This window comes from Sphingobacterium griseoflavum (assembly GCF_014653155.1).
GTDB lineage: Bacteria > Bacteroidota > Bacteroidia > Sphingobacteriales > Sphingobacteriaceae > Sphingobacterium > Sphingobacterium griseoflavum.
Genome location: NZ_BNAF01000002.1, coordinates 257,541 through 279,292, shown reverse-complemented (window position 1 = coordinate 279,292; position 21,752 = coordinate 257,541). Strand labels below are relative to the sequence as shown.

Below are 21,752 nucleotides of genomic sequence, written 5' to 3'. Positions count from 1 at the left end.
GTTAAATAAATGTTAAACATTTCAAATGCCTTTGAACGGTAGCTTAATTATGATATTTTCGTAGATATCTTGGATATTCAACCTATTTCATGAAAAAACTAACCGCATTTTGCACCTGTATGATCCTAATGTTTTTTATGGGTGCGTATGCGCAAACTAAAATTACGGGGGAGGTTGTCGATGAAACCGACCCAAAGATTAAACTCTCCAATGCCTCGGTCATGCTCTTGCGTGCTCAGGACTCTATTTTGATTCAGCATACACGTGCAGATCGACTGGGCAACTTTTCTGTGGTGCGACCGGATACCATTCCCTATCTATTGGTCATCACCTATCCGAAATATGGTGACTTTTACAAGGAAATCCTTCCGGAAAATGACCTGAGCCTTGGAACGATCCAACTGAGCAGCGTAAGCCAATTGCTGGAGGAAGTCATCGTCACAGGAAAGATTCCCGTAGTGATCAAAGGTGATACCACGGAGTACGATGCATCAAGTTTTGCTGTTGAAAAGAATGGCAAGGTAGAGGATTTGTTGAAAGTGCTGCCAGGCATATCGGTGGATGCCAGCGGTAAAATAACGGCGCAAGGCAAGACCGTGGAGAAAGTGCTGGTGGATGGAGAAGAGTTTTTCGGGAACGATCCTACGCTGGTGACGCGCAATGTGCGATCGGACATGGTGGACAAAGTACAGCTCTATGAAAAAAAGTCGGAAGAGGCGGAGCGCACCGGCGTCGACGATGGGCAACGTACACAGACAATAAATTTAAAGCTCAAGGAAGATGCGAAGAAGGGCATGTTTGGAAAAACGGAAGCTGGGAGTGGCGCCGATACCGATCGGGGATTTTATACCGGAACGTTAGCATTTAACAAATTTAATGGCAGCCAGAAAATCGGCGTGTTCGGCCTAACATCCAACGACGGTACAGTGTCGTTAAATTGGGAAGATCGCGACCGCTATGGTTTTTCGGATTTGAGTACAGACGTTTCCGACGATGGTTCGGTGTCCTTCTCTTGGCGAGGAGATGACATGGACTACTGGAACGGACGCGGACGTCCTCGGGCCCTTAGTACCGGAGCTTCTTTTTCCGATGCGTGGAAAGAATCCAGCCATAAGCTGAATGCAAGTTACAAATTTGGGATAATCGAAAATGAAGAAGAGAGTTCGCGCATTTCCCAGGAAAATTTGCCTAATTCCGTCCTGAATTCCAATGAGGAGACCTACAGTAAGGCGAAGAACCAAAAACACCGCTTCAACGGACGTTACGATCTAAAGATCGATTCCCTCACTACGTTGACCATGAGCGTTGGTGCTTCCAAAGGGGATACAGAAAGCAAACGCACGCAAGCGACCTCTACCTACGACGGAAGCGGTGATCAGATAAACGATAATAATGCCATGCAAGAAATGCAGTCTAACAATCAGTCTGTGGATTATAGTGCTTATTTAACGCGAAAGCTCAAGCGGGAAGGAAGGTCGTTATCCTTGCGTATCAATGGAAACCATAATAAAACAACGGGAGATGGCTGGCTGCAATCTACAGCCAACTTTTTTACCCTAGATAGTGTTTCCGAGATTGACCAACGTAAAGCCATGGAATCGCGCGGAGATAATTTCCGTACATCGCTTTCTTACACCGAGCCGCTGACAAAACGGTTAAACTCCAGTCTACAATATGAATTCAGCCGTGGCGTGTCTTCGTCCGTCAATGCGTCCTTTAATCGGTCTGCCGCAAGCGGTCTTTACGACGAGCTGGATCGCGCGTTCAGCAACGATTTCGACTTCAATACCACGCGCCATGCAACAAATCTTTCCTTTAATTATCGATCAGACCGATTTGATGCCAACCTGACCAACAATATCCGAAATGATGAATTGTATCAGGTGAACAACGATGAAGGTATGGATTTAAGCAGGAGCTTTCTGACCTATAACCCTGCATTATTTTTTCGGTACAAAATATCCAAGGCTAACAGCATTTCATTCCGGTTCAACCGCAATAATAATCTGCCTTCGTTAACACAGATACAGCCGCTACGGCAAAATACGGATCAGTTGAATATCGTGGTCGGCAATGAAAACCTGCGACCTTCGCAAAGTAATTCCTACGCTATAAGCTTTAATACATATGACATGTTAAAGAATCAATATGGCTACATCTCCTTGAATTGGTCACAACGGTTTAACAACATCCAACAAAATATAATGATCGAAAACGGACGTCGGACACTCTCTTTTGCCAACTTGGATCGAGTAGCCAACACGGTCAGTTTTTGGAGTAGTATAGGCCGCGATCTACTAAAAAAGCAAAAGGTGCGCGGCAACCTATTTTTTGATGGAACCTATAACAATTACTTTAACTACATCAATAGTGTGCTGAGCGAGAATGATAATATCGACCTCTCTCTGTCCTTGAGTTTTAGTCGAAGCGTAAAGAAAGGATTGGACTTCTCGATAGGCTTTACCCCAGGCTACAGCATGCTTCGTAACTCCCTACAGCCAGACTTGAACAGCAATGGCTTTGTGTACAGAAGTAACGCTAACCTGGAATATTTTCTGCCTTGGAAACTAAAAGTATACTCCAATATGGACTACCTGTATCAAGCTCCTACAAGCATATTTGCCGAGAAGTTAGATCGCTTCCTTTGGCAGCCCGGTGTGAGCAAGAAATTTTTAAAAAGTGAGTCATTGAACATTAACTTTTTTGTCAACGACGTCTTAAACCAAAATATCGGTTTTACCAGACAGCAGCGTGCAAGTACACTGGTTCAAGATCGCTACAACACGATTGCCCGATATTTTATGTTAAAGATAAGCTGGGATTTTACATCCATGAAAGGAGGAAACGAATAATGAAAAGATTGATATGGATAACGGCAAGCGTTTTGTTTTTCTCGGGCACAGCATTCGGGCAGCATGCTTATTTTCCGGAAGCAGGCATCATTCATTTTGAAAAGCGCGTTCATCTAAAAAACTTTATGAAACGCCGCATGGCGCTGTCGAAAGATGACAACTTTGACCGTTCTTACATGGAACAATTGATGAGCAAAGCACCCGAATCTTACGTATACAAAAGCAAATTGTCTTTCAACGCGAATGAATCACGTTATGATGCGGTGCAGGAGGAGCTTACGGGCATTATGCGAAACTTGGAATGGTATGGCTTTGATCATAACGGGAGCTATTATCAGGATATTGGAAAGGGGTTATTCAAAAACAAACTGGATTATAATGGGGGAAACATCCTGCTGGAGGACTCTTTGTTGAACATCAAATGGAAGATAACCAATGAGTACCGCGATATTGCAGGCTACACGTGCCGACGGGCAAATGGTGTGTTGTTGGATTCCGTATTTGTGGTCGCTTTTTACACCGATGTTATCCCGCTTTCGTCGGGGCCAGCATGTATGCATGGCTTGCCAGGCATGATACTGGGGCTTGTCGTACCTGAACAGCACTATAATATCTACGCCACCAAGGTGGAAATCGGACAGCCGCAGATTACCAGCGACTTTGCCAAAAAGCGCGATAAGCCGATGACGAGGGCTGCTTTCCAGGCCTTTATGCGTGATCGGTTGCGTGTGGGAGACTGGTATACGGAGCCGGAGTTTAACTTTCTGATGATCAATATGCTGTTGTAGGTCGTTCAGACGTATGCACTACTCAACAAAAAAATCCCCTTCAATCGAAGGGGATTTTTTATATTTCCGAGCAAAAAATTATTTTTTCTCGTCGTTTTTCTTTGATGTTACTTCGTTACGGATTTCTTGAGCTAAGGTTTTGATCTCTTGTAATCCTTTGCGTACACGTGTTCCAGCAGCCGAGTTACCATTGTTGAAGAACTTGTCTGCATCAGCTTCTATCGAAGCTACTAAGCTTTTTAATTTGTTGTAGTTTTCCATTTTCAATTATATAATTTTAGTTTCTATTAATTCTTGTTCTAAGTTAGAATAAATATACAAAAACAAAGAATGAATACCCAATTTTTGTATCCAAATATCCAAATTAATTTGGATTAAACGCCCTATTCGACTATTTTAAGTTCATTTATGATATTTTCTGCACCGGCAAACTTGTCGATTATAAAAAGTACGTAGCGGATGTCGACAGATATCGTTCTTTGCAAAACTGGATCGAAAATAACATCGCCTGCCATCGCTTCAATGTTTCCGTCGAAAGCTAAACCGATAAGCTCGCCGTTTCCGTTTAGCACGGGAGATCCCGAGTTTCCGCCTGTGATATCTTGGTCACTAAGGAAGTTGACTGGCATATAACCTTTTTTGTCGGCATAGCGGCCATAGTCCTTGGCTTCGTAAAGCTCGATTAAGCGTTTCGGTAAATCGAATTCTTCATCGTTTGGTTTGTATTTCGCAATCGTTCCTTTCAACGTTGTATAGTTGTTGATATCCGCATCGTTCCGTGGATCTGCAGGAAGCGCTCGGATTGTGCCATATGTAAGTCGTAACGTCGAATTTGCGTCGGGATAATATTTTCCTTTTGGATTTGCGGCCAATACGCCAGCAATATACTTGCGGTAGGCAGCTTGAAATTTATCTGTCATCGCATCCATTTCGGGCGATTTTTCCCGATATTTATCCATCAGCGACTTTGATATTGCATAGAGTGGATCTGCGTCGACCGTTGTGGTGGATGGGTCATTCAAGAAACCTTGTAGGTGATCCATAGACGAAAATATGCTTTGTTCGAACGCTGCCTTGACATCCTGTTGGAATGAACCGCCATTTTTCTGCGCCAATGCTTGGATATAGGGCGCTATCTCACCCGCTTTCTTCGTATAGAGATTCAGTTCATCTGCAAGCACATCGATCTCTAAGGGGATATAGATGTTTTCAAAGGTCTCTTGTATATTTTTTTCCAAAGCAGGTCGCATCTCGCCACGTTTCGCTTCGTTTGCTGCTGCATATTGTTTCAACGCGGCGCCCAAGCTGTAGGGTAATGCGGCAAACGTCGACGATCGGAGCATACCGATGAGGTAGTTGTCATGTTTTGCTTTTTCGTTCGTGGCTTTGTAAAAGGCATCTATGGTGGGTAGGACATCAGCATAGGTCGATTTATTCGCCTTTTTATTCGCCCATTTTTGGAATTTAGCTTCTTGAATACGCTTGGTCGCTGCGGTGTTGTGCTTGCTCAGGGCGTCAATCATACCTTGTCGGTTTTTCCAATAGTTGGCTACTCCAGAATAAGTTGATGCGTAGTTTAATTTTACAGCTTGATCTTTATCCATATGCTTTTTCATTGCATCCATGCCTACTTTGGACGCTTCTACCCAAGCTGGATATGCATAATGTACATTTTGATCGATGCCCGCTGCAGGCATCCAACGGTTGGTGCGGCCAGGGTAGCCCAAGATCATGGAGAAATCACCCTCTTGTACACCTTTCAAACTAACCGGAAGAAAGTGCTTCGGCTTTAGCGGTACATTTTCTTTGTCGTATGCAGCAGGGTTACCATCTTTATCGCCATACACGCGGAAAATAGAGAAGTCGCCGGTATGTCTAGGCCACTCCCAGTTATCAGTGTCGCCACCAAATTTCCCGATGCTGCTGGGTGGTGTGCCCACCAAACGTACATCTGTGTAATCTTGATAAACGAAATAATAATATTCGTTGCCGTTGTAGAATGACTTTACAGAAACTACGTATTTGCCACCCTCACTGTTTTCTTTTTCAATCTTTGCAATTTCTTGGTTAATGATCCGCTCGCGTTCTTTCTCGCTCATATTATCGTTCACCAAACCAAGGATGCGTTTTGACACATCATCCATGCGCACAAAAAAGCGTACGTAAAGGGATTTTGGCTTCAGCTCTTCATCAAAAGACTTTGCCCAAAAGCCATTGGTCAGATGGTCGTTCTCCGGCGTAGATAGTTCGGCAATGGCTCCATACCCGCAATGGTGGTTGGTAAATACCAATCCTTGTCCGGAAACGATTTCCGCAGTACAGCCTCCATTGAATTGTACAATAGCATCCTTTAATGAGGAATTATTGATGCTGTAAATTTCTTCCGCCGTTAGTTTGAGGCCTTTTTTCTGCATGTCTGCCTCATTGAGGCGTTTTAGGTGCATCAAAAACCACATACCCTCATCGGCGAAGGTGCTCATACTGAACGCAGTTAGCAGTATGAAAATCCAAATCTTTTTCATGTTATCAACCAATTAATACAGCACAAAGTTGATCTAATTCCTTTTCAAATCAAAATTTAACGGAAATTTAGTACGGTCGGGTATAGGAATGTCATATGTTAAGCTTTAGTAAAGCGATGTAGATTGAATTTTTTATCTTTGCGGGATGGCGTCATTTGAAGATTTTAAACTCAATAAGCAGCTCCTTCATGCAATCGCAGAAGCGGGGTATGAAATACCAACCCAGATTCAGCAAAAGGCGATCACGCCGATTTTAGCGGGACAGGACGTAATGGGCATCGCGCAGACCGGAACAGGAAAGACTGCAGCCTTTGTACTGCCGTTGTTGATGAAGCTTAAATATGCCCAAGGAAAGGATCCTCGCGCGCTCATCCTGTCGCCCACGCGAGAGCTGGCCATGCAGATCGAAGAAAATATTCGCACCTTTTCAACCTATTTAGACCTGCGTACCGTGGTGCTTTACGGTGGGTTAGGACCCAAAGCGCAAAAGGAGCAATTGGCATTAGGCTGTGATATTATCGTGGCTACTCCGGGACGCTTTCTAGACCTATATTTGGAAGGCGAAATAAATACCAAATCGTTGAAGTTTTTGGTCATGGATGAAGCCGACAAAATGATGGATATGGGCTTTATCGGCAAGATTCACCGTATTTTGGAAATCGTTCCCCGTAAGCGGCAAAACCTGTTGTTTTCGGCGACAATGAGTGAATTGGTGCGAAAAATATCGGGTGATTTTTTGGCTTTTCCGACACTTATCGAGATCACTGAACAGGCCACCCCGGCGCAAACGGTCACACAGACACTTTATGAAGTGCCCAATCTCCGAACAAAACTCAACCTCTTGCAGTATCTCCTGTTGGACCACGAGTCTTTTCACCGCATTATTGTTTTTTGCAAGACTAAGGCCGTGGCAGATAACGTTTTTCACTATTTGGAACGTAAATATGGCGATGAACAGGTGCGTGTTATACATGCTAACAAAGGTCAAAACACGCGGATCAATTCCATCAATGCGTTTAAAGAAGGGAATATTCGGATTCTGGTTGCAACCGATGTAGCCGCACGCGGTTTGGATGTTTCGAATGTGAGCCACGTGTTTAATTTCGATGTGCCGATTGTCATCGAAGATTACGTCCATCGCATCGGTCGGACGGGACGCGCCTTTAATAGGGGCGATGCTATTACTTTTTGCAATCCCGCGGAAGCCTATTATATCGCTAAAATTGAAAAGCTGATTCGTCAGGAAATTCCCAAGAAGGATATTCCCACGAATGTATTTGTCGAAGACACTGGATTTGAAGAGCGCCAAGCCATAGCACGCGAAATTGATATGCAAAAGAAAAAAGAAAATCCCGATTTCAAAGGTGCTTTTCATGAGAAAAAACATGCGATCAAATTTGCATCTCGACCAAAATCAGTTAAGAAAAAGACGACAGCGAACCCTAAAAAAAGACGATCTAAATGAAGCTGACACCTTTAAATATTGTTGTTGCCTGTTTCTTGACGTGGATCGTTTCCGAATGGGGAAATGCGCAACTTCGGTTGGAATGGTGGCAAGTTGTCTTATTTCTGGTTGTTATATCGTTGGCAGACGTGGTGTTTCGCTTGTTTGTTAAAGATTTGAAGAAATTGTGGATTAATGAGATTGGCTTCATCCTGGTCTCGGGAATCCTAGTGATAGTATTAAAAATTTTATGGAGATAATATGAAAAATGCAGAAATAAAGCTTAATGTGACGCTGGACGAGAATAACGTGCCCGATAGCATCGATTGGTCTTCGACAGATGGTGAAACAGCAGATCAGATGCCTGCTAAGGCCATGTTTTTGGCACTTTGGGATGCGCAATATAAAAACTCCTTGCGTATCGACCTATGGACCAAGGATATGCCCTATGATGAAATGAAGCGGTTCTTTTATGAGACCTTGCAGACCTTGGGCGATTCGTTCTTGCGTGCCTCAGGAGGCGATCCAATGGCAGAAAAAATCATTGCTGATTTGCGCGACTATTGTGCGCACTTTGGTGATAAAATGGAAGTGTTAGAGCAAGAATCATAATCCTATTTTCAAATCTAACTGGGAGCTAGTATGAATTATTTTCTAGTCAAATCGGAACCGTTTAAATATAGCTGGGAACAGTTCAATAAAGATGGGCAGACTTTTTGGGACGGCGTGCGTAACTTTCAAGCACGAAACAATCTTAAAGCTATGAAAAAAGGTGATCTCGTTCTTTTCTATCATAGCAATGAAGGAAAAAATGTAGTTGGAATCGCCGAGGTCGTTAAGGAATTTTACCAAGATCCGACGACAGATGACGAACGTTGGGTTGTGGTGGATTTGGCGCCCGTTGAAACATTTAAAACACCGGTAACCTTGGAGACCATCAAGGCCGACGAGTTTTTGCAGGATATCGCTTTGGTGAGGCAAGGACGTCTTTCGGTCATGCCGCTCAAAGCGGAAGAGTTTGATCGTATTGTCGCGCTCGGTAACGCTTAAATAGATAAAACAGGGAAACATCTTGTTTCCTTGTTTTACCAAAAAAACAGCTTATCCCTTCAAGGCTGCATTGACGATATTTTTAAGCTCAAGGGCATCCTCCGGTTTTACTTTACCGCCCAAGATCAATCGCAAGGCTCTCCGTTGCGAAGCTTTTTCAAAAAGCTTTTGTTCCAATGTTGTTTCCGGTATCAATTCAGGAACCTTGCTGGGACGGTTGTCTTTATCTATTGCCACAAAGGTATAATAGGCCTCATTTGATTTTTCTTTAGTCCCCTCGGGTAGGTTTTGAGCAAAAATTTCCATGCGTACTTCCATCGAGGTAGAAAAAGCACGCGTAACCTGCGCCTGTATGGTGACCACTTCACCCAATTTGATGGATCGTTTAAAAGATACATTGTCTACGGATACCGTCACAACCGGACTGTTGGAGTGCTTTTGTGCGGCCATCGCCGAACAAATATCCATCCAATAAAGCAAACGTCCGCCCATCAGGTTTCCGAAGGTATTGGTGTCGTTGGGAAGAACAAGTTCGTTCATCTCCGTATAGGACTCTCGTGCAAATTTCGTCGTCATAGTTGCTGTATTATGCTAATTGTTTTTCTATTGCCCGAAATGATAACGCCAACGGGGTAGGGCGGAATCCAAGTTCATCCGTAGCCTTCCGAATGATAAAACCTGTTTTTCGAGGCCGATTTTCCCCCTGACCTATCTCGTCTGCAGCGATCGGCTTTATATAACGCTTATCTAGCTCCCAATACGCTGCCACCTCAAGCGCAATCTCTAAGATGCTCATCAGCGTATCGCCCGATATATGGTATGTGCCTTTTGCTTTTTTTGATGCAGCGATGATGCAGGCATCTGCCAAATCATCCACCCAAGTTGGCATCCGCCACTGGTCTTTCACCACCGTTATCGTTTGCGCGCTACTTAGTTTTTCCCTTACCCAACTGACGAAGTTAGACCGACTGGGATCCTGTATATGGCCATACACCAGTATCGTCCGGAGAATAGCAGCTTGACATCCACTTGCCCATATAGCCTGTTCAGCAGCCAATTTGCTTTGTCCATAATTATTGCAAGGATTTGGCGTATCTTCCTCCCGATAAGGGCCGGCTTTCCCATCGAATACAAAATCGGTGGATAGGAACGTCAGGTGTATGTTGTTTTCCAGACAACATGAAGCAAGACGTTTGACCAAGGTCACATTCGTCGCTTCACATAACTCCCTGTTTTTTTCGCAAGCTTCGACGCTGGTCATAGCAGCGGTATGTATGATATGTGTGGGGGTATACATAGCCAACAAGCTGGATAGCAAACCTTCTTCGTTCAAATCGCCTTGTACAAAGGTGTAACCTTCCTTATTAGGGTTTCGATTGGGGCCTTTCGATGTTGCGACTACGGTGTATCCCCCTTCAAAGGTCAATTTATCAACCAATTTTTGCCCTAAAAAACCATTGGATCCCGTTACAAGTATACAGGTATTCCCGGTGTTCGTTAATTTGTCCATATGAAATCCATCTTATCTTGATGCATTGACTGATCGATGATTTTGCGTTCCAGCTCTACGATCGATCGGAGTGACGGATAGTCAATTTTATCGGGATCGTCTCCTGGCATATGATAATCCTCATGCCCGCCAGTGTGAAAGAACAAGACAGGGATGTTTTTTCGGTAAAAAGATGTTTGATCAGAACCCCCGTTCCCATCCCTGCTGGTGTAAAATTTAATATCACTAGTAATACCCGCAAATATGTCCGGGAATTTGGAACTCGTGCCGTAACCGATAATAGCTACGCCGTTGTCCGGATTATAGCGCCCGATCATATCCATATTGAGCATCCAATGCAGTTCCGTCAGGGGAATCGTGGGGTTGTTCGTGAAATAAGTCGAACCCACGAGCCCGAGTTCTTCAGCACCAAAAGCGATAAAAAGCAAGTTGTAGTTTTCCTGCGTATCGTTTTGCGCATAATGTCTAGCGAGCTCGAGCAATCCAGCCACGCCAGAGGCGTTGTCGTCGGCACCATTGTGGATTTTTCCGACGCCAAGAGAGTCTTTAGAGCTACCTTGGCGTCCTTCTCCCAAGTGGTCGTAATGTGCACCAATCACGATCGTATAGGGCGCACCGTTGTCCAAAAAGCCGATGATGTTTTCTGCTATTCGGATGCTATCCTTTACGATAACTCGACGGACCTTCGCTTGGAACGGTTGTCGGTAGCCTTGCTTTCCTTTAGGTGCTAAACCGTAGCGTTTAAATTCCTTTTCAATATATCTGGCGGCTTTTTTCACATGCTTGGATCCCGTTCCTCGACCTTTCATTTTATCATCTGCGAGGAAATAGACGTGTTTTCTCAAGCGATCCACATCAATCTGCGCAAAAGCAGTTTTCGTAAAGCATAAAATGGCTAAAAAGAAGGCAATACGCTTAAAATGGCGGGTATTTTCTTTCATGTCCAAACTTAGATAAATTCGTGATGATATACAACTTCCAGCGCAGGGTAGGATGGCGTTGGTTTGATCGGCAATTTTTGCAAAAAAAATGGATAAGAGCCGGCGACATCCCGGTACTTATCCATTTGTGCGGGTAGCGGGTTTCAATCCTCTAGTATTTCACTGTTTGCATATTCCCGCTCTACATGTTCCTCTTTGAAATAGCGACGCTGAAAGATCAGGATCAGGAATACCCCGACAGAAATTGCGGCGTCAGCGATATTGAAAACGGGTCTAAAGAATAGGAAATGTTCGCCTCCCCATATGGGAAACCAGGAAGGGAAATTGCCTTCAATAAGTGGGAAATAAAGCATGTCGACTACTTTTCCGTGAAACAAGGATGAGTAACCCCCACCTGCGGGGAAAAGCGTAGCCTTTTCGTAAAATGTACTTTCACTAAAAATAAGACCGTAAAAAGTGGAGTCGATGATATTCCCCAGTGCACCCGCAAATATCAAAGCAACATTCAGGATGAAGCCTCTATGGTATTTATTTTTCACCATATAATAAAGGCCATAACCTATACCTGCGACAGCGATTATTCTAAAAAGAGTCAAGAAAAGCTTTCCAAATTCGCCGCCAAACTCCATACCCCAAGCCATGCCATTATTTTCGATGAAATGGATCAAGAATTTGTTCCCGATTACTTTAAAGTCTTGACCGATGGTCATATGCAGTTTAACCCAAAATTTGGACAACTGATCCACTAAAAGAATTATTACAATAAGCAGCAGTGGTCTTGTGTAGCCTTTCATATATAGAAAAAATGAGTAAACCCCGTATGCGGAGGTTTTCTCATTTTATAAAATCTTAAAAATTAATACTGTTTGTTTTTTGCTTCAATACTGAGGGTTGTATGAGGAACGGCTTTCAGACGCTCTTTCTGAATCAGTTTTCCTGTTTCCCGGCAGATACCATACGTCTTGTTCTCGATACGAACCAATGCTGCTTCCAAGTTGTCAATAAATTTCTTTTGACGGGCCGCAAGTTGATTCACTTGTTCCTTCTCCAACGTGGCCGAGCCATCTTCGAGTGTTTTGTATGTGCCCGCTGTATCATCGGTACCATTGGCATTACTGTTACTCAGTGTGGACGTGAGTGCGGATAATTCCTCTTTTGCTATACGGAGTTTCTCAAGAATGATATCTTTAAATTCTTGAAGTTCGGCATCGCTGTAACGTGTTTTTTCGTAAGTCGTTCCCATAATTAAATTTTAACAATAAATACCTTTAATTCTATACCATCAATATCGATAGTATCTCCGGACTCCACCGATTCTTTAAAGTCTAAAGAGTCTGCTAGAATTTCGGTGCAAATATACGACAAATTATCGTTGACAGCTTCTTGTATTTCAGTATTTTGTGTTACGTTTACGTGAATTCTATCCGTAACCTCCAGCCCCTTATCTTTACGCAGGTTTTGTATTCTATTTACAAGTTCCCTGGAAAGACCTTCTTTCTTAAGCTCGGCTGTAATATTGACGTCTAATGCTACGGTTAATTTCCCTAAGTTCGCTACCTGCCATCCGGCAACATCTTCTGCGATAATCTCTACATCCTCCGGTTTGATACTATATGCTGTGCCAGCTAGATCCAAAACGCCAAATTGCTCTAAGGTGCTGATTTGCGTATCATTCAGTGCTTGGATTGCTGCCGCAACAATTTTCATATCCTTACCAACTTTCGAGCCAAGAACTTTAAAATTTGGTTTTATTTTCTTTTTTACAATACCGGTGGTGTCTGAAATGAAGGAAATGTCTTTGATGTTAGTTTCGGAAAGGATAAGCTCTTTGACTTTCTCGACCTTTTCTTGAAAGGTTGCATCCAGTACCGGAAGTAAAATCTTGTTCAGCGGCTGTCGCACGTTGATCCCCGTCTTTTTTCGTAATGACAAGGTGAGCGAAGAGATTTGCTGCGCCAAGGCCATGCGCTCTTCCAGGTCTTCGTCTACCAGCTCTTCGTGAAAGGTTGGGAAATTTGCTAAATGCACGGATTCATGATCTTCGCGTCCCGTCCCTGCATGCAGGTCTAGGTACAATCTATCGGAGAAGAATGGCGATATCGGAGACATCAGTTTGGCAATACTATCCAAACACGTGTATAGCGTTTGGTAAGCAGAAATCTTATCCTCGCTATACTCGCCTTTCCAAAAACGACGACGGCATAAGCGCACATACCAATTGCTGAGGTGCTCGTCAACAAAGTTTTGGATGGCGCGTGCCGCTTTTGTTGGCTCATAGTCGGCATAGCAGGCGTCGACCTCTTTGATCAGGCTGTTCAACAACGATATAATCCAACGATCAATTTCTGGCCGGTTTTTCAACGGGATATCCGCTTCGCTGTAGCTGAAGTTGTCTATATTTGCATACAAGGCAAAGAACGCATACGTGTTGTATAATGTGCCGAAGAATTTACGGCGAACTTCATCTAGTCCTTCTGCGTTGAATTTAAGATTATCCCAAGGCGCCGCATTACTGATCATATACCAGCGTGTTGCATCGGCGCTGTAGGTATCGATCGCGGCAAACGGATCAACTCCATTTCCAAGACGTTTGGACATCTTGTTGCCATTTTTGTCTAAAACCAAGCCGTTGGACACCACGTTTTTAAAGGCTACAGAACCGCGGATCATGGTCGATATGGCATGTAGCGTGAAAAACCAACCGCGCGTCTGGTCGACGCCTTCCGCGATGAAGTCTGCCGGAAAGGCTTGGTCGTATCCCTCTTTAAAAGGGTATGCATCGCCCCGTTCGAGTTTCTCGTGATCCAGTCCCCACTGTGCATATGGCATCGCCCCAGAGTCAAACCAAACATCGATTAAATCTAGTTCACGGAACATCTTTTGGCCATTTTCGGAAACCAAGACGATATTGTCGACGTATGGACGGTGCAAATCCAGCGCTTCTGTGTCAAACTTGTCTAGATATTCCTGATTGATGGCTTTTTCCTCTGCTGTTAAAATTGTAGAATCAACAGCAGAACGTAATTGCGCCTTTAGTTCAGGTAAAGATCCGATGCAGATTTCTTCATTTTCATCAACCGAACGCCAAATTGGCAAGGGTGTTCCCCAATAGCGCGAGCGCGAAAGGTTCCAGTCCACCAAATTCTCCAACCAATTGCCGAAGCGGCCGGATCCGGTCGCTTCCGGTTTCCAGTTTATGGTTTTATTTAAATCAACCAATTGCTCCTTAACGGCGGTTGTTCGGATAAACCAGCTGTCCAACGGGTAATATAACACGGGCTTGTCGGTACGCCAACAGTGTGGATAGGTGTGTTCATATTTTTTAACGTCGAACGCTTTGTTTTCCTCCTTCAGTTTGATCGCAATAAGGACGTCGGTCGGTCGGAAATCCTTATCCGCACGTTCCTCGGCTGAATAATATTCTTCTTTGACGAAGCGACCGGCAAAGTCCGTAATTTCTTTCACGAATTTACCTGTCCGATCTACGGTAGGCACATCTTTGCCGTTTTCATCCCGAACTAAAATAGCGGGGATGCCATTTTCTTTACTGACACGAAAGTCATCGGCGCCATAGGTTGGGGCGGCATGAACGATACCCGTTCCATCTTCGGTGGTGACGAAGTCGCCGGGGATAACCCGAAAGGCGTCTCGTTGCAGTTCTTCGCTGGTCACGTAGGGCAACAGTTGGTGGTAGCGTAAGCCCACCAAAGCCTCCCCTTTGAATTCGCCGGCCAACTCCCAAGGGACAATTTTTGCGCCTACTTGAAAATCCTGAAACGGCGCAGCTTCGCCTTCGGCCTTGAAATGTTTGCCGATCAAGCTTTTTGCTAACACAACGGATACCGGTAAGCCGGTGTATTGATTGAAAGTTTTGATCTTTACATAATCAATATTCTTCCCGACCACTAGGGCTGTATTACTGGGTAGCGTCCAAGGGGTGGTTGTCCACGCGATGAACGCAACGTCTTCGTCTTCCGAATCGACCAGGGCGCTGGTCATCGGATGTACCTGCGTTTTATCCAATCGGAACTCTGCCACGATCGTGGTATCCTTCACATCTTTATACGTGCCGGGTTGGTTTAGCTCATGAGAGCTTAACCCTGTTCCTGCTGCAGGGGAGTAGGGCTGAATGGTGTAGCCCTTGTAAAGAAGCCCCTTTTTATAAAGCTCTTTTAATAAATACCATAAGGTCTCGATATATTCGTTCTGGTAGGTGATGTATGGGTTTTCAAGGTCAACCCAGTATCCCATTTTTTGCGTTAGGTCATTCCACACATCGGTATACTTCATGACCTCTTTTCGGCACGCATCATTGTAAGCTTCTACAGAGATCTTTTTGCCAATGTCTTCCTTGGTTATTCCCAGCGTTTTTTCAACAGCGAGCTCGATAGGCAGCCCATGTGTATCCCAACCGCCTTTCCGTTTGACTTGGTAGCCTTTCAGTGTTTTATAACGGCAAAAAATATCTTTGATTGAACGTGCCATGACATGGTGAATACCCGGCATGCCATTGGCCGACGGCGGGCCTTCATAAAATGTGTATGGTTTACTTGCAGGGCGATTTGCGATACTTTTCTCAAAGATGTTATTCGATTCCCAACGCGTCAATATTTCTTTCCCTATTTCAGGCAGGTTTAACTGCTTATATTCCTTATACATCCGAACGTACTATTATTTTCTTAAAGGTCGCTAATTTAGCGATTTTTAATTTAAGAATAAATAGCGAAAATGTGCCGAAGGAATCTTGCTATATGGTGGAGATGACTCGGGGATTGGTAGACATTTTGGGGAGGAGGGGTAACGGGATGAGGTAGAACAGCACGGTTTTCCAACCCGCGCTGTTCCGTTTTCCACTTTTAGGCAGAAAAAGAGCTTCCGCAGCCACAGGTGCTGCTTGCATTCGGATTGTTGAACGTAAATCCACGTGCATCCAACCCGTTTTTGAAATCGATTTCCATTCCCGCCAGGTACATGCCATGTGCTTTGTTCATAAAAACACGGATTCCTGCAATGGTGTATTCGCTATCGCCGTCTTTCTTTTGATCAAAGCCCAATAGGTAACTCATCCCCGAACATCCGCCACCTTCCACACCCACACGTAGGCCAAAATCGCTGCCGATTTCCTGTTGATCAATGAGTTTTTTTAATTCATTTACAGCGCCTTGGGTCAAGCTTACCGGAGCTGTTGCAGTTGCTGTTTCCATATCTATATCCTTCAAATTTGGTACTCTTGTTAACGAACAAATTTACATTTTTTTGAAGACATTTTTCGGTAATGACTATTTTTGACACGAATAAAACATTAATGATCTGTACGATGAGCAAGGAGTTTGTATCTTTTTTTATGCAAGTATGCGCATTTGCCTTGGGTGGTTTCGCAGCTTTTCTTTTAGGTTTCAAGCTTGTTTGGCCGCGAGTCGAAGCGTTTTTGTTAAGGCTGAAGATTATGCATCGTGATGTTGCATTGGAAAAAGATGCACGACAGATGCAATTCGCGGCCTATGAGCGTCTTTTGGTGTTGGCTCACCGGATGGAACCTATGCTCGTGCTGGCTCGGCAGCACCAAGAAGATTTGATTTTGCCATTGTTCGTATCGCGTGCTATTCAGGATATCGAATCCGAGTATCAACATAATTTCGCGCAACAGCTTTATGTTTCGGATGAAGCGTGGAACGCCGTTACGAAACTAAAGGTCAATACGATACTTCTTTTGCGAAACGTTTTGGATAAGCAGGATGGTGAAGTTTCTGTCGATCAGTATGTTGCGGATGTTTTAGGGCATGTGCGTAGTCAAGAGCAAAACCCCTACCAGGCCACACAAAAGATCTTAAAAAGGGAGATCAACGGGTAAGTAACGAAGATATACGCTTGTGGTTGAAGTCTTTTGTTGGATTTATACTATCTTTGCATCGAATTTAGAAGTTTAATAGAATTTACTCCTTAAGAATAAAATAATGGAAAGAGATCAGGTGATTTTTAACCTAATAGCTGATGAGCTAAAGCGCCAAGAAGAGGGTGTCGAGCTAATCGCTTCTGAGAACTTTGTTAGCAAACAAGTGATGGAGGCCGCTGGTTCCGTTTTAACAAACAAATATGCAGAAGGCCTGCCAGGTAAGCGTTACTATGGGGGGTGCGAAGTTGTTGATGAAATTGAAACGATAGCTATTGATCGCGCGAAGGAGCTTTTTGGTGCGTCATGGGTCAATGTGCAGCCACATTCTGGTGCGCAAGCAAACGCCGCTGTTTTCTTAGCTATTTTGAAGCCGGGCGACAAGATCTTAGGATTTGATTTGTCGCATGGCGGTCACTTGACTCATGGTTCGCCGGCAAATTTTTCCGGTAAATTATACGAGCCATTGTTCTATGGTGTGAAGGAAGATACAGGTCTAGTCGATTATGAGAAGCTGGAAGAGATTGCCTTACAGGAGAAGCCGAAGGTTATTATCTGTGGTGCTTCCGCTTATTCGCGGGATTGGGATTATGCGCGCATCCGCAAGGTGGCTGATGAAATCGGAGCACTTGTGGTTGCTGATATCTCTCATCCTTCAGGTTTAATCGCTAGGGGGTTGTTGAGTGACCCGCTTCCGCACTGTCACATCGTTACGACGACTACGCACAAAACACTGCGCGGACCACGTGGTGGAATGATTATGGTGGGGCAAGATTTTGAGAATCCGTGGGGCATCAAAACGCCTAAGGGGGAAATCCGTACCATCACACAGCTATTGGATCTCGCAGTTTTTCCTGGCACACAAGGCGGGCCATTAGAACACACCATCGCGGCAAAAGCTGTAGCCTTCGGCGAAGCGTTGTCCGATGAGTATTTGACATACATCAAGCAGGTAAAAAAGAATGCCGCAGTGTTGGCGCAGTTCTTCGTCGACAAAGATTATAGCATTATCTCCGGCGGAACAGATAACCATATGATGTTGGTAGATCTGCGTAATAAGGATATTTCCGGTAAGGAAGCAGAGGCGGTACTCGGGAAAGCGGGTATTACAACAAATAAAAATATGGTGCCTTTTGATACACGTTCCCCATTTGTTACGTCGGGTGTTCGTTTCGGTACAGCAGCTATTACCACACGCGGTGTGCAAGAGAAAGAGGTTGTGCAGATTGGCGAGTTTATTGATGAAGCGTTGACGAACCGCTCGGATGACGCTGCTTTAGCAAAAATTCACGACAAGGTGCGGGAATTGATGTCCGGATTTCCGCTATATACCTAACCCCTGTGTGAAAGATACAGTAGCCCGCCAATCTAGCCAAGGTTGGTAGGTTTCCATGCCCCCAGAAGCCTCGCGCTGTTGGGGGCATAATTTTAAGAGATAGCATACACGATATCCGAAAATTTTGAAAATAATTTTAGATTTTTGTAGAACATTTTTGTGCTAGATTGTTCTACACGGGAGGATCAATAGATTTTTCCGAAAACAGCTTCACAGCAGAGTGTGAAGAAATGTTAAATATCTGGATGTGAATTTGAATGTTCGTATATTTTCATTTGATTTGGATCGAAATCTTAACAACGTAATCAAAAAAGGAGCGCCTATAAAACACTTTACTCTTACAAGTAATTCAAACTAAATCCGGGAGATTTATTATGAAAGCATTAAAAGAACAAAGTGATCTTGAATTGATTCAAGCTTATATAGCAGGGGAAGAAGCTGGAATTGAAATTCTGCTGAATAGATATAAGAGCAAAATATATACGTCAATCTATCTTCAGGTGAAAGACGAATACCTCGCTGAGGATATATTCCAAGAGACATTTATTAAAGTGATCAACACACTAAAGTCTGGTCGCTACAACGATGAGGGTAAATTTTTGCCTTGGGTGGTGCGGATTGCACAAAATATGGTGATCGATCATTTCCGGAAGGCCAAGCGTAGTCCAACAGTTGTTAGCAGTGACGGCTATGATATTTTTGGAGTTTTGGATTTTGCGGACGAAAGTGCGGAATCCAAATTGATGCTTAATCAACGGAATGTCGACTTGCGGAAAATCATTCAGCGCCTTCCTGACGATCAAAAAGAGGTGCTTATTATGCGTCATTTTTGCGATATGAGTTTCAAAGAAATTGCAGACATCACGGAAGTAAGCATCAATACGGCGTTGGGGCGGATGCGCTACGCACTTAGTAACCTGCGTAAAATGATCGAGGAACATAATATGATGTTAAACCTTGGGTGAAAGCTAGCCCCGCTTCATGGCGTACAGTCATGTCGATACTAGCGTTTACTTCGTTTCGTTGGCATTTACCGCAAAAATGGCAGGCCACACCCGCATCTGTCGTACCGGTCGATGACAAAATGGGTCAAATTAATAGTATTTAACGAACCGTTGCTCTTGTGGAATGTGATTTGATAGGTAGTCATAAATAGGAAGTTTACAAAGATCATAAGATATGTATTGGATTATATTTATTGGAATAGCATTGATCAGTTGGATCGTGCAGTCACGGTTTAAAAACAAATTTAAGAAGTATTCGGAATTCCCGTTGAGCTCCGGTTTGTCGGGAGCGGAAATTGCACAGAAAATGTTGCACGAGAACGGTATTTATGACGTGCAGATTCTCGTGGCCAATGATGGGCAGCTATCAGATCATTATAATCCGGGCAACAAGACCGTGAACTTAAGTCCAGAAGTTTACCATGGTCGTAGCGTCGCCGCTGCGGCTGTCGCCGCGCACGAATGTGGACATGCCGTACAACATGCGACGGCTTATTCTTGGTTGCAATTTCGTTCCGCGATGGTTCCCGTTGTTAGTGTCGCTTCGCGCCTGACATCGTGGGTGTTGATGGCCGGAGTTTTACTGCTTGTCTTTACGAAAAATCCGCTGATCCTCGCTATCGGGGTGGGCGCACTTTTTTTGACCACGGTGTTTTCTTTCATAACGTTACCTGTAGAATTTGATGCTTCAAACCGAGCGCTGGCCTGGTTGGAAAAAGCCAACGTGACGCATGCGCGTGACGAGCATGATGGTGCAAAAGATGCATTGAAATGGGCAGCAATGACGTATGTTGTGGCAGCCTTATCGGCACTTGTTACACTGCTATATTACGCATATATTCTCTTCGGGCGAAGAGACTAATATCCACCATTACCGCTTGCGATGCGACTTCTTCAGGAGGTCGCATTTTTTTCTGCTGACAAATGGGTGTAGCATCAGCAGTATTTTGTAACTTTGGCACTTAGCATACTAAGAAAATAAATACATGTTTCAGAATTTACAGGATAAACTGGATCGGGCCTTTAAGGTATTAAAGGGACAAGGAAGTATCACTGAAATAAACGTCGCAGAGACGATGAAAGAGATTCGCAAGGCTTTACTGGATGCCGACGTGAATTATAAAACAGCAAAGACGTTTACCGACGACGTCAAACAGAAGGCTTTGGGAGAGAATGTATTGACAAGCATATCTCCTGGACAACTGTTGACCAAAATAATGAACGATGAGCTTACCTCGTTAATGGGTGGTTCGGTAACAGAATTGGATACCGCAAAAAATCCGACGGTCATTTTAATTGCCGGGCTGAATGGTGCGGGTAAAACGACTTTTTCCGGTAAATTGGCCAATTTTTTACGCGAGAAAAAGGGCAAAAAGCCGCTACTGGTCGCCGGAGACGTGTACCGTCCCGCTGCGGTGGATCAATTGCAGGTATTGGGAGGGCAGGTGAATGTTCCTGTCTATGTAAATCGAGAATCGAACGATCCCATTGCGATTGCTCGCGAAGGCGTGGAAGAAGCGAAGCGCAACGGAAATAACGTGGTGATCATCGATACGGCTGGTCGGCTAGCCATTGACGAAGCCTTGATGCAAGAGATCTCGGCAGTTAAAGAAGCAACAAGCCCACATGAAATTCTCTTTGTGGTGGATGCCATGACCGGACAGGATGCCGTTAATACGGCGAAAGCGTTCAATGACCGCCTAGACTTTACCGGTGTGGTGTTAACGAAGTTAGATGGCGATACGCGCGGAGGTGCCGCTTTATCAATCAAATCTGTCGTTAATAAGCCGATCAAATTTATCGGTACCGGCGAAAAAATGGAAGCATTGGATGTTTTCTATCCAGATCGTATGGCTTCCAGGATTTTGGGCATGGGCGACGTTGTTTCGTTGGTAGAACGCGCCCAACAGCAGTTTGACGAAAAGCAAGCTGCCGAGCTACAGAAAAAAATCCGGAAGAATAAATTTGATTTTAACGATTTTAAAAGCCAAATACAACAGATCAAAAAGATGGGTAACATGAAAGATCTGATGGGCATGATTCCTGGCGTGGGAAAAGCGATTAAAGATGTTGAAATAGATGACAATGCCTTTAAACCCATTGAGGCTATTATCGATTCCATGACGCCATTTGAGCGTGAAAACCCTGATGCTATTGATACTAAAAGACGCATGCGCATAGCTAAAGGATCTGGAACTGATATCAATGAAGTGAATAAGTTGATGAAGCAATTCGCGGATATGCGAAAGGTGATGAAGCAGATGTCGAATCCCGGTATGGCCGCAAAGATGATGCGTAATATGCCGAAGATGCCTGGCCAACCTTTTTAACAACGATAATAAGGTGTCAAGAAAAAGAGAAAAGTCGAAGCTTTTCTCTTTTTTTATGGCATCGCCAACTAACCGGCGGCTAGTT

General features: G+C 44.1%; 20 protein-coding genes. 11 read left to right on the top strand and 9 right to left on the bottom strand.

The window, feature by feature from the left end; translation table 11 throughout:
* Nucleotides 1–89: 89 nt before the first annotated feature.
* Nucleotides 90–2,852: an outer membrane beta-barrel protein gene (locus IE165_RS03285; RefSeq protein WP_189625178.1), complete on the top strand. Its 2,763-nt coding sequence runs from the start codon at nucleotides 90–92 to the stop codon at nucleotides 2,850–2,852.
* Nucleotides 2,852–3,640: a GLPGLI family protein gene (locus tag IE165_RS03280; RefSeq protein WP_189625177.1), complete on the top strand. Its 789-nt coding sequence runs from the start codon at nucleotides 2,852–2,854 to the stop codon at nucleotides 3,638–3,640. The genes IE165_RS03285 and IE165_RS03280 overlap by 1 nt, the downstream gene beginning before the upstream one ends.
* 78 nt (nucleotides 3,641–3,718) lie before the next feature.
* Here the strand turns inward: IE165_RS03280 and IE165_RS03275 are convergent, their stop codons facing one another.
* Together IE165_RS03275 and IE165_RS03270 are read right to left on the bottom strand one after the other, a co-directional pair.
* The gene (locus IE165_RS03275; RefSeq protein ID WP_189625176.1) at nucleotides 3,719–3,901 is read right to left on the bottom strand and encodes a BF3379 family histone-like protein; all 183 of its coding nucleotides are present in this window, start codon (nucleotides 3,899–3,901) and stop codon (nucleotides 3,719–3,721) included.
* A gap of 122 nt (nucleotides 3,902–4,023) precedes the next feature.
* Complete coding sequence (locus tag IE165_RS03270; protein ID WP_189625175.1) at nucleotides 4,024–6,162, bottom strand: S46 family peptidase; 2,139 nt, start codon at nucleotides 6,160–6,162, stop codon at nucleotides 4,024–4,026.
* Between the two features lie 145 nt (nucleotides 6,163–6,307).
* Here IE165_RS03270 and IE165_RS03265 point away from each other — a divergent pair, with 145 nt between their 5' ends.
* The 4 genes from IE165_RS03265 to IE165_RS03250 are packed head-to-tail and all read left to right on the top strand — an operon-like array spanning nucleotide 6,308 to nucleotide 8,656.
* Nucleotides 6,308–7,627 (top strand): DEAD/DEAH box helicase, encoded by a 1,320-nt coding sequence (locus tag IE165_RS03265; protein ID WP_189625174.1) that lies wholly within the window; start codon nucleotides 6,308–6,310, stop codon nucleotides 7,625–7,627.
* Complete coding sequence (locus IE165_RS03260) at nucleotides 7,624–7,866, top strand: hypothetical protein (RefSeq protein ID WP_189625173.1); 243 nt, start codon at nucleotides 7,624–7,626, stop codon at nucleotides 7,864–7,866. Before IE165_RS03265 ends, IE165_RS03260 begins: the two co-directional genes overlap by 4 nt.
* 1 nt (nucleotide 7,867) lies before the next feature.
* Nucleotides 7,868–8,218, top strand: a complete 351-nt coding sequence (gene gldC / locus IE165_RS03255) for a gliding motility protein GldC (RefSeq protein ID WP_189625172.1) — start codon at nucleotides 7,868–7,870, stop codon at nucleotides 8,216–8,218.
* Nucleotides 8,219–8,248: 30 nt separating this feature from the next.
* Nucleotides 8,249–8,656, top strand: a complete 408-nt coding sequence (locus tag IE165_RS03250; protein WP_189625171.1) for an EVE domain-containing protein — start codon at nucleotides 8,249–8,251, stop codon at nucleotides 8,654–8,656.
* Nucleotides 8,657–8,707: 51 nt separating this feature from the next.
* Here IE165_RS03250 and IE165_RS03245 read toward each other — a convergent pair whose 3' ends face one another.
* The 7 genes from IE165_RS03245 to IE165_RS03215 form a co-directional block, all read right to left on the bottom strand.
* Entirely contained in the window at nucleotides 8,708–9,232 is a 525-nt protein-coding gene (locus tag IE165_RS03245) for an acyl-CoA thioesterase (protein ID WP_189625170.1), read from the bottom strand.
* A gap of 10 nt (nucleotides 9,233–9,242) precedes the next feature.
* A complete protein-coding gene (locus IE165_RS03240) occupies nucleotides 9,243–10,166 on the bottom strand; it encodes an SDR family oxidoreductase (RefSeq protein ID WP_189625169.1) in 924 nt (307 codons plus the stop codon).
* On the bottom strand, nucleotides 10,154–11,107 hold the full coding sequence (locus tag IE165_RS03235) for a M20/M25/M40 family metallo-hydrolase (protein WP_189625168.1): 954 nt from the start codon (nucleotides 11,105–11,107) through the stop codon (nucleotides 10,154–10,156). Before IE165_RS03235 ends, IE165_RS03240 begins: the two co-directional genes overlap by 13 nt.
* Before the next feature lie 143 nt (nucleotides 11,108–11,250).
* Nucleotides 11,251–11,901 (bottom strand): lipoprotein signal peptidase, encoded by a 651-nt coding sequence (locus IE165_RS03230; protein ID WP_189625167.1) that lies wholly within the window; start codon nucleotides 11,899–11,901, stop codon nucleotides 11,251–11,253.
* Nucleotides 11,902–11,963: 62 nt separating this feature from the next.
* A complete protein-coding gene (locus IE165_RS03225; RefSeq protein ID WP_189625166.1) occupies nucleotides 11,964–12,350 on the bottom strand; it encodes a TraR/DksA family transcriptional regulator in 387 nt (128 codons plus the stop codon).
* 2 nt (nucleotides 12,351–12,352) lie between these two features.
* Nucleotides 12,353–15,766 (bottom strand): isoleucine--tRNA ligase, encoded by a 3,414-nt coding sequence (gene ileS / locus IE165_RS03220; protein WP_189625165.1) that lies wholly within the window; start codon nucleotides 15,764–15,766, stop codon nucleotides 12,353–12,355.
* A gap of 197 nt (nucleotides 15,767–15,963) precedes the next feature.
* Nucleotides 15,964–16,311, bottom strand: a complete 348-nt coding sequence (locus IE165_RS03215; RefSeq protein WP_189625164.1) for a HesB/IscA family protein — start codon at nucleotides 16,309–16,311, stop codon at nucleotides 15,964–15,966.
* A gap of 113 nt (nucleotides 16,312–16,424) precedes the next feature.
* Between IE165_RS03215 and IE165_RS03210 the strand changes: the two genes are divergently transcribed.
* The 5 genes from IE165_RS03210 to ffh all read left to right on the top strand — a co-directional run bounded on the left by IE165_RS03210 (nucleotide 16,425) and on the right by ffh (nucleotide 21,667).
* Complete coding sequence (locus IE165_RS03210) at nucleotides 16,425–16,958, top strand: DUF7935 family protein (protein ID WP_189625163.1); 534 nt, start codon at nucleotides 16,425–16,427, stop codon at nucleotides 16,956–16,958.
* A 103-nt stretch (nucleotides 16,959–17,061) separates the two neighbouring features.
* Nucleotides 17,062–18,333, top strand: a complete 1,272-nt coding sequence (gene glyA, locus IE165_RS03205; protein WP_189625162.1) for a serine hydroxymethyltransferase — start codon at nucleotides 17,062–17,064, stop codon at nucleotides 18,331–18,333.
* Between the two features lie 374 nt (nucleotides 18,334–18,707).
* Entirely contained in the window at nucleotides 18,708–19,298 is a 591-nt protein-coding gene (locus IE165_RS03200; protein ID WP_189625161.1) for an RNA polymerase sigma factor, read from the top strand.
* 214 nt (nucleotides 19,299–19,512) lie between these two features.
* Nucleotides 19,513–20,199 carry a zinc metallopeptidase gene (locus IE165_RS03195; RefSeq protein WP_189625160.1) on the top strand — a complete coding sequence of 229 codons (687 nt, stop codon included), beginning with the start codon at nucleotides 19,513–19,515 and terminating at the stop codon, nucleotides 20,197–20,199.
* Between the two features lie 124 nt (nucleotides 20,200–20,323).
* On the top strand, nucleotides 20,324–21,667 hold the full coding sequence (gene ffh, locus IE165_RS03190; protein ID WP_189625159.1) for a signal recognition particle protein: 1,344 nt from the start codon (nucleotides 20,324–20,326) through the stop codon (nucleotides 21,665–21,667).
* Nucleotides 21,668–21,752 lie beyond the last annotated feature (85 nt).